10 protein-coding genes are annotated in these 10817 nt (G+C 38.9%); 4 read left to right on the plus strand and 6 right to left on the minus strand.

Features of this window, described 5'->3' with window-relative positions; all coding sequences use genetic code 11:
* Positions 1-8 precede the first annotated feature (8 nt).
* The 3 genes from clpS to argC all read right to left on the minus strand — a co-directional run bounded on the left by clpS (position 9) and on the right by argC (position 2322).
* A complete protein-coding gene (gene clpS / locus IAE20_RS03695; RefSeq protein ID WP_200459530.1) occupies positions 9-422 on the minus strand; it encodes an ATP-dependent Clp protease adapter ClpS in 414 nt (137 codons plus the stop codon).
* Between the two features lie 18 nt (positions 423-440).
* Positions 441-1193 carry a DUF6776 family protein gene (locus tag IAE20_RS03700; RefSeq protein WP_200481427.1) on the minus strand — a complete coding sequence of 251 codons (753 nt, stop codon included), beginning with the start codon at positions 1191-1193 and terminating at the stop codon, positions 441-443.
* Between the two features lie 73 nt (positions 1194-1266).
* A complete protein-coding gene (gene argC / locus IAE20_RS03705; RefSeq protein WP_200459531.1) occupies positions 1267-2322 on the minus strand; it encodes an N-acetyl-gamma-glutamyl-phosphate reductase in 1056 nt (351 codons plus the stop codon).
* 364 nt (positions 2323-2686) lie between these two features.
* On the opposite strand from argC, the gene IAE20_RS03710 reads away from it, so the two are divergent.
* On the plus strand, positions 2687-4204 hold the full coding sequence (locus tag IAE20_RS03710; protein WP_200481160.1) for a hypothetical protein: 1518 nt from the start codon (positions 2687-2689) through the stop codon (positions 4202-4204).
* A 36-nt stretch (positions 4205-4240) separates the two neighbouring features.
* Here IAE20_RS03710 and IAE20_RS03715 read toward each other — a convergent pair whose 3' ends face one another.
* Both IAE20_RS03715 and rpiA read right to left on the minus strand, forming a co-directional pair.
* Positions 4241-4912: a SprT family zinc-dependent metalloprotease gene (locus IAE20_RS03715; protein WP_200459533.1), complete on the minus strand. Its 672-nt coding sequence runs from the start codon at positions 4910-4912 to the stop codon at positions 4241-4243.
* Entirely contained in the window at positions 4912-5583 is a 672-nt protein-coding gene (gene rpiA, locus IAE20_RS03720) for a ribose-5-phosphate isomerase RpiA (RefSeq protein WP_200459534.1), read from the minus strand. The genes IAE20_RS03715 and rpiA overlap by 1 nt, the downstream gene beginning before the upstream one ends.
* Before the next feature lie 105 nt (positions 5584-5688).
* Between rpiA and ilvA the strand changes: the two genes are divergently transcribed.
* The 3 genes from ilvA to IAE20_RS03735 all read left to right on the plus strand — a co-directional run bounded on the left by ilvA (position 5689) and on the right by IAE20_RS03735 (position 9552).
* Positions 5689-7227 carry a threonine ammonia-lyase, biosynthetic gene (ilvA, locus tag IAE20_RS03725; protein WP_200481161.1) on the plus strand — a complete coding sequence of 513 codons (1539 nt, stop codon included), beginning with the start codon at positions 5689-5691 and terminating at the stop codon, positions 7225-7227.
* A gap of 335 nt (positions 7228-7562) precedes the next feature.
* A complete protein-coding gene (locus IAE20_RS03730; protein ID WP_200459536.1) occupies positions 7563-8234 on the plus strand; it encodes a potassium channel family protein in 672 nt (223 codons plus the stop codon).
* Positions 8215-9552, plus strand: coding sequence for a TrkH family potassium uptake protein (locus tag IAE20_RS03735; protein ID WP_200459537.1), 1338 nt, complete (start codon positions 8215-8217; stop codon positions 9550-9552). The genes IAE20_RS03730 and IAE20_RS03735 overlap by 20 nt, the downstream gene beginning before the upstream one ends.
* A gap of 91 nt (positions 9553-9643) precedes the next feature.
* On the opposite strand, the gene IAE20_RS03740 is transcribed toward IAE20_RS03735, so the two are convergent.
* Entirely contained in the window at positions 9644-10816 is a 1173-nt protein-coding gene (locus IAE20_RS03740; protein ID WP_200459538.1) for a phospholipase A, read from the minus strand.
* Position 10817 lies beyond the last annotated feature (1 nt).

The following is a 10817-nucleotide window of genomic DNA, read 5'->3' on the forward strand; positions in this document are numbered from 1 at the left end:
CGACCCCCTTAATCTTTGGGTTCGATCTGACAAAGTAATGGATGACCTTGGGATCGAGCGTAATTATTTACTTGGTTTGCTTTGGTCTCCGCGATGTCTCGTGGATAGACGCCAGCAACACCTTTACCTTCATAGTGTACTGTTAGCATTACTTGAGTAGCTTGGTCAAGATTCAATGCAAAGTATTGTTGTAAAATTTCAATTACAAAGTCCATTGGAGTGTAATCATCGTTCAATAATACCACAGCATACATAGGTGGACGTTTTAGCTGAGGTTCAGCGGTTTGTATCGCGACATCACCGTCTGCCTCATTGCTCTGCGAATCACTTAAGCGCGGATTGATATGCCAATCGACATATCCAGATTGGTAAAAGGAAGCTTTCACGTCTTTTAAACTAATTTGTCGCTTATTGGTTCGCATATACTCTTTGATTCACTCTTAATTTGCGTTTGCTTCTGCTTGGGGAATTTCTGCAACAAAAGCAGATTCTGCATCGACTGGTTTACCGCGCTGCCAACTAAAACGTTTGGTTACAGGGGTTGAACCTGTCAAACGAATCTCTATAAACTGCGGAGTAAATCCTTTTGGCATCGTCCAGCGTCCTGTTAAACGCTCAAAATCATCAAAATTAAAATTATTATCTTCTAACGGTACAACCAGTATTTCATCACCCTGAATCAAGCGCATTTCTAGAGATCCAGCAGCACGACGTTTATTTGGGCTGACTTGCACTAAATCAAGTTGATACTCAAAAGCATTTTCAGGTAAAGGTTTTATAGCTAAATTCTGAATCGTGAGACTTAAGCCACCACGTTGACGCAGAACTTCACGATAAATCGCACTCATGCCTTCCATTTGTGCCTTGTCATTTTTTGCCTGTGTAATCCCCTGATATAAATCATTGGCATTACTTACAGCGACATCACGCTCTTGTACGGTTGCGTTTAAACTTTTATTGACCGCATCCAGTGCAGTTTTCTGTTTTTGAACGACTTCCACCAATTGCTCTGCATCGGCATCATAACCGACAACGGTTAATCCCTGACGATGCCCCACCGTATAACCCAATAGAAAGCTACCAGAAATCAGAACAACTGCTCCAATTACCAATGGTCTATTCGTGTGCCAAAATGAAGGCTTAGGCATTTGTAGATCATCATTATTTATTTGTTCAGTATTCTGCATCACCATCTCAATTTGAAGATAGAACCAAAGCACACATTTAAATCGAAATTTAAATGTGTGTGAAGTTTAAAAGCGTTTTTTATGGTAATAAACCTATGCCTGTTAGACCTGCATCTTCTGCAAAGCCAAACATTAAGTTCATATTTTGTACGGCTTGACCTGCGGCACCCTTAACCAGATTATCCTGCACTGACAGCACAATTAGTTTATGCGGTTGAGGTTTATATAATGCAATTCGTAACTCATTTGCTCCCCTTACACTGCGTGTTTCAGGTGAACTGTTAGGAGGCATCACATCCACAAATTTTTCATTAGCATAAAATTGCTCGTACAGCGCCTGAAGATCAGTATTTGCACCTTCTTCAGTCAAATCGACATAAATTGTACTGAGCATTCCCCGAATCATCGGCACTAAATGCGGCACAAATACAATGTGATCAAATACACCTTTTTGACCTGAAATATTTTCCAGAGCTTCAACGATTTCAGGATGATGACGATGTCCATTTACACCATAAGCTTTAAAATTATCAGCATTTTCTGAATAAATCATCCCCATGCTCGCTTTACGGCCAGCACCCGATACCCCTGATTTTGCATCAATAATAATACTTGAAGGGTCTATCAAATCTTGTTCAGACTTGAGCAATGGCGCTAAACCTAATTGGACTGTCGTAGGATAACAACCTGGATTACCAATTACATGAGCTTTTTTAATGTTCTCGCGATTTAACTCAGACAAACCATAAGCCGAATCTTTTAAAATATCTGGGCAGCTATGTTGTAAACCATACCATTTCTCAAATTGTTCTAAATTCTGCAGACGAAAATCAGCCGCAAGATCAATAACTTTAGTATGGGCTGCAACCAGTTCTTTTGCATGCTGCATAGCGACCCCATGCGGAGTAGCAAAAAAAACCACATCACATTGTTTTAAACTATCCAGATTTAAATCGGAAAATTCAAGCTCAGTATGACCCCGAAGGCTTGGAAACATATCTGCAACACGTTTACCCGCTTCTGTACGTGAAGTAAGTATTTGAACAGTGACCTGCGGATGTCGTAATAAAAGACGCAATAATTCAACGCCTGTATATCCAGTTCCCCCAACAATTCCGACAGAGACCACGATCATTACCTCTAAATTTCAACCGAATGGCGGATAGTATGGCAGTTTACTTGGATTTCTACAATCAACTCCACATGCTCAAAAAAGCTTTTTAAAGTAGATAGCGTGAAGTGAGGTAATAAAGTATTTGTCACATACTCTACCACTGGTCAAAAATTACTTTAGCCGTTATATTGAGATAGCATAAAATGAAATAAAGCCAATAGTTTAAACTGGATAAAACTTTTAAAAGCCATTTTAAGGTATAAAAAAGTATTTTATGTCGTTAAATGACAAGGACTTAAATCTCTAATTTAAATAATAGATTATCAGTGATGATAAAACTGATTCCTTGGTTGGCACGGATGACTAAAACTTCAGGGGTGAAGGAATGCCTTTTTTTAAAAGCAGACAATATCAATATACCAATCTATTTAAATCAATTGGCATTGTAATACTCAGCACTTATTTGGCCAGTTGTGGAGGAAGCTCTAACACCCCTCCAACATCACAGACCAACGAGGACAATTCAAGCAGCAGTACGTTGCAACCTAATGAAGTTCTAATAAAACTTCCATTGGAAATGCGCAATGTTAATCTTAAACTTTATGATAATAGTAGTAATCAAGTCGTAACCGAAATCGCATCTTTTAGCGGGACATCATCTGTTCTGAAATTTCCTATTGAGAAAGCAAATCGAATTTATCGCCTTGAAATTACCGCCAGCCAGAACTCACAAATTTATGACTTTATTAATGATAAATATGTAACTCTAGATGGAACCTATCATGCATTACTTTGGCCAACCTCGACTAAATCCAGAATATTTTTTGTTAGCCCTGTTTCAGAAGCCGTTTATCAACGTGCTTTAGTTCGTGCGGGGCAGTTACCTGATGAAAATATAGAAACCTCTAAAATCAACGATACTCATTTCATTATGGCAATGCAGGATATAAACACTGCGTTATTGAATGCCTTTAAAAATGAAAACACGCCCACTATTACAAATGCTAATGCTTTAACTAATCTAAGCTATTCGACATTACCACAAAATACTTATTTAGATAGTTATCTAAGTTTTGGCTATTTTGTCTATTGGTATAACACCCATAATCAAACTAGTAGCTACTATTCAGAGTTTACTCAAAACATTGCGCTTGATTTAGCAGATGGTTATCTCGATGGTAAAAGTGTAATTGGCAATAAAACTGATTTTACACCACTCGTAACGACGGTTGAAAATACCGATCCGCTCTTAAATACAGCTCCGGGTATTGGAGCAAATCAAAAAACAGCCCGTGATCAGTTTGCAAATGGTTTAAAAGATGCGGTGCTTAATTTAGCTGTTCGTCAGCTTCAGCCAAGTTTAAATAGTATAGGCTATAAGGCATTAACAGAACGAGCCTATAGCGGAACCCCGGATACTCCATACACCTCTTTACTTATTCGTACTGCTGGCGCTGGTGACTATCGTCGCGCTGTTGGATTTACAACATCAAGTATATGTGGAGATTCTATTTATCTTTGCAAGCAAGGCATTAGCGGCATTAATAATGACAATACAGATCTCAACTTCCCAACTATTGAATACCTAATTGGTCGTTATGAAGCCAACAGCTGTGTACTGAAAATTAGAGCTACGGGTGAAATTGAACTAAGTCAAGGAAGTCAAAGTTATAAATCTACTCTGGATGGCGGAAGTACAGATAATCTATTACAAGTGAACGCATCGACACAGGAATATATTCTAAATAGCGGATCTGCCGAGCCAAGTAATAGTTCTCAACAATATCCATTCATACAGCTTAAAATTAAAGCCAATAAAGTTTTATCTGCAAGTGCTGGCTTAGATAAACATACTTCTCCTGCGCAATTGGAAAACGAACAACTAAGCTGTACTTTCAATTAAATAAATAGAGTTAGGAGCTGTAAAATCTTACAGCTCCTAATACCACCATGCAGGTAGTTGGTAACTCTTCAATTGTTTACGGTGTATTAAATAGTCGGGATCAAATTTTTCTACTTCTGCCCAAAATTGAGCGCTATGATTAAAATAGCGAGTATGCGCCAATTCATGCACACATACATAACGTACAATTTCTGGTTGCATTAAGACCAAACCCGCATGCAGCATAATATTATGCTGTGCACTACAACTTCCCCAACGCGTTTTAGGTCGTTTGATACTACAATCGCTAAAAGATAATTCGATTTGCTGACTAATCTCGCCCAAATATAAAGGTAAATATTGTTTTGCGTACTCATAAACCACGTCTTTCAATACCACAGCGCCTTTATCTTCTCGAATAAAAATACATGCCTGCTCAGAGTCAATCATATAATTTTTGTGTTGTTTACGAGAGATGATCTGATACGGCAACTCCTGATTGAAAAAGCGAATATGCTGAAAATTTGAATTTGCGAGTTGTTGTTGAGTTTGTTTTTGCCACGTTTGCATTAACCAGTCCTGTGACTGATCTAAAAATTGCTGGATTTGTTTTTTTGTACAAAATAAGGGTACGGTTAAGCGCACTTGATGCGGTTCGACACGTAAGCGCAAACGTCTTGCCCTTACATGTCTAACAATCTTAATTTCGGGTAATGGTTGCAATTGCATTAAATCGCAGTACGTTCTTCAATACCCTGATTGGTTGCAACAATGGCAATAGTGGCAGGATTCAGTGCAAATATGCCATTCGTCACCACACCAGGAATATCATTCAGGGTTTTCTCAAGCTCAAGTGCATTTAAAATATTCAAATTATAAACATCTAAAATTACATTACCATTATCTGTCACCACACCTTCACGATAAACAGGATCACCGCCTAAAGTGACGATTTTACGAGCTACCGCAGAACGTGCCATTGGAATTACCTCGACAGGTAATGGAAATTCACGTCCTAATTGTTCGACCCATTTTGAATCATCAACAATGCAGACAAACTTCCTAGCAATAGAGGCAACAATCTTTTCACGTGTGAGTGCAGCACCGCCACCCTTAATCATATGCATATGACGATCAATTTCATCAGCACCATCAACATATGCGTCCAGTCCACCGACATGATTCATATCGACCACGTCGATACCTAGCTTTTGTAAACGCTCTGCGGTTGCCTGCGAACTAGCTACTGCAGCCTCAAGCTGTAATTCTGGCAATAAATCGATCAAAAAATTAACTGTACTGCCCGTTCCCACTCCTAAAATGCCACCTCTTGGCAAGTGTTTTAAAGCGGCTTGCGCAGCAGCTTGTTTTTTCTCATCTTGGGTCGCATACAGGCTCATGACATCACTCAACTATTTTTCACATTTGGGCGAATTAATCGGCGCAAATGTGTAGGGGTTTGTTACAATAATCGTTTATTTTAAACTGTTAGATGGAAGATTAACATGCTGTCTCGTTTGGTTCGACAAATTTTACAGGCAACGGTGTATGATGTTGCAATCGAAACCCCACTCGAAGCAGCGCCACGAATTAGTGAAAAGCTTAACAATAACATTTGCTTTAAACGCGAAGATTTACAACCTGTCTTTTCGTTTAAACTACGCGGTGCCTACAATCGTATTAGTCAGCTTCCGAAATCTCAATTGGAACGCGGCGTAATTACTGCTTCGGCCGGTAATCATGCCCAAGGCGTAGCTCTTTCTGGTCAAAAGTTAGGAATTCGCGCCATTATTGTCATGCCCAAAACTACACCTGATATTAAGGTACAAGCCGTAAAGCGTCTGGGTGGTGAAGTGGTATTGCATGGTGACTCATTTGATGTGGCCAATAAATACGCAATTCAACGTGCCAAAGATGAAGGCATGACCTTTATTCCACCTTATGATGATGAATTGGTCATGGCAGGACAAGGAACAATTGCCAATGAAATTTTACGTCAATGGCGTGATGTTGAATATGTGTTTGTGGCAGTCGGTGGAGGCGGTTTAATCGCGGGTGTCGCTGCTTATTTAGGTGACGTTGCTCCCCATGTCAAAGTCATTCCTGTTGAATATGACGAATCGGCCTGTTTAAAAGCGGCTTTTGAAACAAATGAACGCGTGATCTTGCCCCACGTTGGCTTATTTGCAGATGGTACTGCTGTAGCCCAAATTGGTGAGAAACCCTTTGAAGTTATTCAATTGCAAAAATCAGATAACTCTGGCCCCATTGTAGAACGTGATGTAATTTTGGTTAATACTGATGAAATCTGTGCTGCGATTAAAGATACTTTTGATGAATGCCGTAGTATTGTAGAACCGTCTGGAGCAATGGCTTTGGCGGGCATTAAAAAATATGTAGAGCAACATCAGCTTCAAAACAAAAACATCGTTTCGATTGTCTGCGGTGCAAATATGAATTTTGACCGGTTACGCTATATTGCTGAGCGTACCGAATTGGGCGAACGCAAAGAAGCAATTTTTGCTGTGACAATTCCTGAACAAAAAGGCGCTTTTTTAAATTTCTGTCGTGCTTTACATGGTCGTAATATCACTGAGTTTAATTACCGTGCCAGTGAGAGTGATCAAGCGCAAGTGTTTGTTGGAATTAGTCTAAAATCTGGCGAAGCAGAACGTCAGGAAATTTACAACCATTTGAAAGAGTTGTATGAAGTTGATGATCTATCGGATGATGAAGTTGCTAAACTACATATTCGCTACTTGATTGGTGGTCATGCCAATATTGCAAATGAACGCTTATTCCGCGTTGAATTTCCAGAACGTCCAGGTGCATTGCTCACATTTCTTGAGCGTTTGGGCCCTACTCATAATATTAGCCTATTTCACTATCGTAACCACGGCGCTGCTGAAGGTCGCGTATTGGTTGGATTACAAGCGACAGATACACAGGAAAACCCGGATGTGTTAATCGAAACACTTGAAAATATTACCTACCCTTATGAAGAAATTACTCAAAATATTGGTTATCAACGTTTCTTGAAGTAATTTTTATAGGGCAACAACCGATAAGGACGATGTCACACGCCTTATCGGTTTTTAACACTTCTTTGCTTTAAAACTTATTTAAAAATAATAAACTGGATAAATAACACTTTATCCAAGATTTAGGACGTGTTGAGATTTGATCTTTTAAGGAAAACTCAGGAAAATTACGGCTTAGACAAAACCATCAGTGAAGCACATACATATATAGGTAAACTGCTAAATGCAGGGAAGTCTAATCGAACTGGTTTTTATAAAAGATAAATTTTATCTTGAGAATGAAAAAGCGAATTCATTCTTATCAAGCTCCAATGCATACAAATATTATCAGGTTGAATATGGCCCAATTTGCTGTCATCGGTTTAGGAAGTTTTGGTGCGACTGTCGCCATACAGCTCGCTCAGTTAAAGCATGATGTCATTGGTATAGATACCATCAAGCGCAATGTTGAGGATGTCAGCGATCAATTGACTCACGCGGTTATTGCAGATGCCAGTGATGAACATGTGCTTGAAGAACTGAATATTAAAAATTGTGCAGCGGTTGTGGTTGCCATTGGTGAAGATATTGAAGCCAGTATCTTGTGCGTACTCCATCTAAAAAATCTAGGTGTGCCTAAAATTTGGGTCAAAGCGAAAACGAAAGCACACCATATGATTTTATCCCATCTGCATGTCGATAAAATTATTCATCCAGAAGAAGATATGGGAGTACGTGTCGCCCAAGCATTGAACTACCCAATGGTCAGTCGTTATATGGCACTCAATGATGATCATTTCATTGTCAAGATTGAAATCCCCAAACATTTAAATGGGGTGCATTTATTAGGTCTAATCGATGCGACCCAACATGTTAGAACAATTTTATTACAACGCGGGAAAGATATTATTTATGATCCAGATCCGGCTTATACAGTTCAGTCAAAAGATATTTTGATTGTAGAAGGTCATCTTGAACCACTCAAAAAACTTTCAAAACGATTTTTAAGTCATGATGAAACAAAAATTTAAAAATAAAACATTTAACTTAAGCCCTCCTTCTCTTTTAGCATTGGGATTCTTAAGTTTTATTATTGCGGGAACGCTTTTACTTAAATTACCAGTGGCCAATAATGGTCATTTGAGCTGGATGGATGCACTTTTTACCGCAACTTCTGCTGTAACGATCACGGGCCTGTCAGTAGTTAATGTTGGTCAGTCTCTCACCACAACTGGACAACTTATCCTACTCTTTTTGATTCAGTGTGGCGGTTTGGGTTTTATGACCTTTGCGATACTGGCAGCATTAAGCCTAGCTCCTCAGTTGGGGCTTAAACAACAAATGATGGCACAGGATTCTCTGGGCCAAACCAGTCTTTCTAAAGTCACCACTATTGCACAGTCCGTATTTTTTTATTCCCTATTCTTTGAAATAACTGGAATAGTGATTCTAACAATGATCTGGACATCAGAATTCGGATTTACTCATGCGTTGTATTATGCATTTTTTTATAGTGTCTCAGCCTTTAACAACGCAGGATTTTCCCTATTCCCGGATAGTTTAATAAGTTTTCAAAGCCATTACTTTGCCTGTCTTGCTATTAGTTTTCTTTATATATTAGGCGGTATCGGTTTTTTGGTACTTATGGATATTAAGCAAAATAAACGTTGGAAAAAGCTAAGTACAAACAGCAAAGTGGTCTTATCCACGATTGCCATTTTAAATGTGAGTGGTTTTTTATTGATTTGGTTAATGGAAGCAAATAATCCTTTAACGCTTAATCAAATGACATTGGGGGAACAGGCCATCAATGCATGGTTTCAAGCAACTGTCCCGCGTTCTTCTGGTTTTAACACCATTGATACCGCATCTTTAATGAATAGCTCAACTTTACTCACCATGGTTCTCATGTTTATTGGTGGTGGTTCTCTCAGTACAGCAGGCGGTATTAAAGTAGGTACTTTCTTTATTTTGGTTCTGAGTGTCGTTTCTTTTTTACGCCGTAATGATGAAATTCGGGTATTTAACCATTCCATTTCTTATGAAAGTACATTTAAAGCGCTTGCAGTTGTGATCATTACGTTAAGCTTGGTTTTTATTGGACTCATGACTATTTTAGTTTTAGAACCCCATAAAAACTTTTTAGATTTATTTTTTGAAGTGGTGTCTGCTGCATGCACAGTGGGTTTATCACGTGGCATAACAGGCGAATTACATAATGGCAGTCTATTTGTACTCAGTTTACTGATGTTTGCTGGTCGTTTAGGGCCACTGACATTGGCTTATCTAATTGCAACACCCAAGAAAAGTCGGCTTAAGCACCCGAGTGCAGATATTCAAATTGGTTAATTTGCTAAATATTGAAACCCGCGAATATAAAATGCCCAACAAACTTGTTGGGCATTTTATTAAATACGGATAAACATATAATTTTCTGGCCTCAATACCAGTCCATCAAGGAAATACCCAAACCAAAATAAGTTGCTCTGTGATTATAATCAATCAGACTTTCACCATAACCATCAAAGACCTGAAAATGTCCACGTAACTTTCCACTAATGGGAAATGTCCAGTCAAACTGAGCGGCTCCATGCGAATCATCTCCATCTTTCAAAGAATGACGTAACATTAGAGAAAAATCATGATCATTCCATTTATAAAATGCTGTTAAATCACCACGTCCGACATAATCTTCAATATCCGGATTGTTGTCATTTTTGCTATCTTCCTGAATACGAATCCAAGGTCGTAACATTAAGGCAAAATTATCTTTTTCAAATCCTACATTAAAAATCACACGGTTCCAGCTACGTGATAATGGATCTGAACGACCATTGGACTGGTGGTTCAATGTCACACCAAGCAGACGCCCATCCAGACCAAAGACTTTATAATTGGTGCGAAACATCAAACTTGCTTCTGGTTCATAGTTAGTTTCTCGAAAAGGTCGAGATTCTTCACCATTATAAACCTGCCAGCGTGAAGACTGAGTGTAACCTAACCATAAATCACCATTGTTACCGATGATATTTTCCCAAGCTTTGGTTTTTAAAGACAATTGAAACTTGGATTCCAATGACTTTAAATTTTGATCTTCATCAACCGTGTTATTGGGATTTGGACTAGAAGGAAATTCATTTTTCTTGGTTGTCCAAAATACAGGCAGCAAATATACAGGCTTAAAGGCACGAATATTCCATGTTCCAAGCTTTGCTTTCTCAGATAATTCCCAACGTTTATCCAACAAAGAAACATTCGGATCAAGCGGATCAGCTTCCAGAGCAAATAAATTACCCACCTTTTCTTTCAAAGAGGTAGGTTGCGCTTTAGCCTGTTCAGATTCGGCTGGCGCAGCAGCTTGTGCCGCAATCGCATTTGTCGTATCCACTGGCACTTTAAAAAGTGCATCGTAACAGGCTAACCGGTCTGCATTAGAATCCAATGCAACACAAGCTTTAGCACTTGCAGGGCTAGCAGATGCAACTACTGTAGTTTTGGCAATAGCAGTATCATTTGTTGATATTTCAGCATTTGCTGCGGATACACCCATACAACTGAGCATGCTCAACATACTCAGTTTTAATGGTGCTCGTTCAAAAGATTTGAACGACATA

It is taken from the genome of Acinetobacter sp. S54 (genome assembly GCF_016624945.1).
In the GTDB taxonomy this organism is placed as follows: Bacteria; Pseudomonadota; Gammaproteobacteria; order Pseudomonadales; family Moraxellaceae; genus Acinetobacter.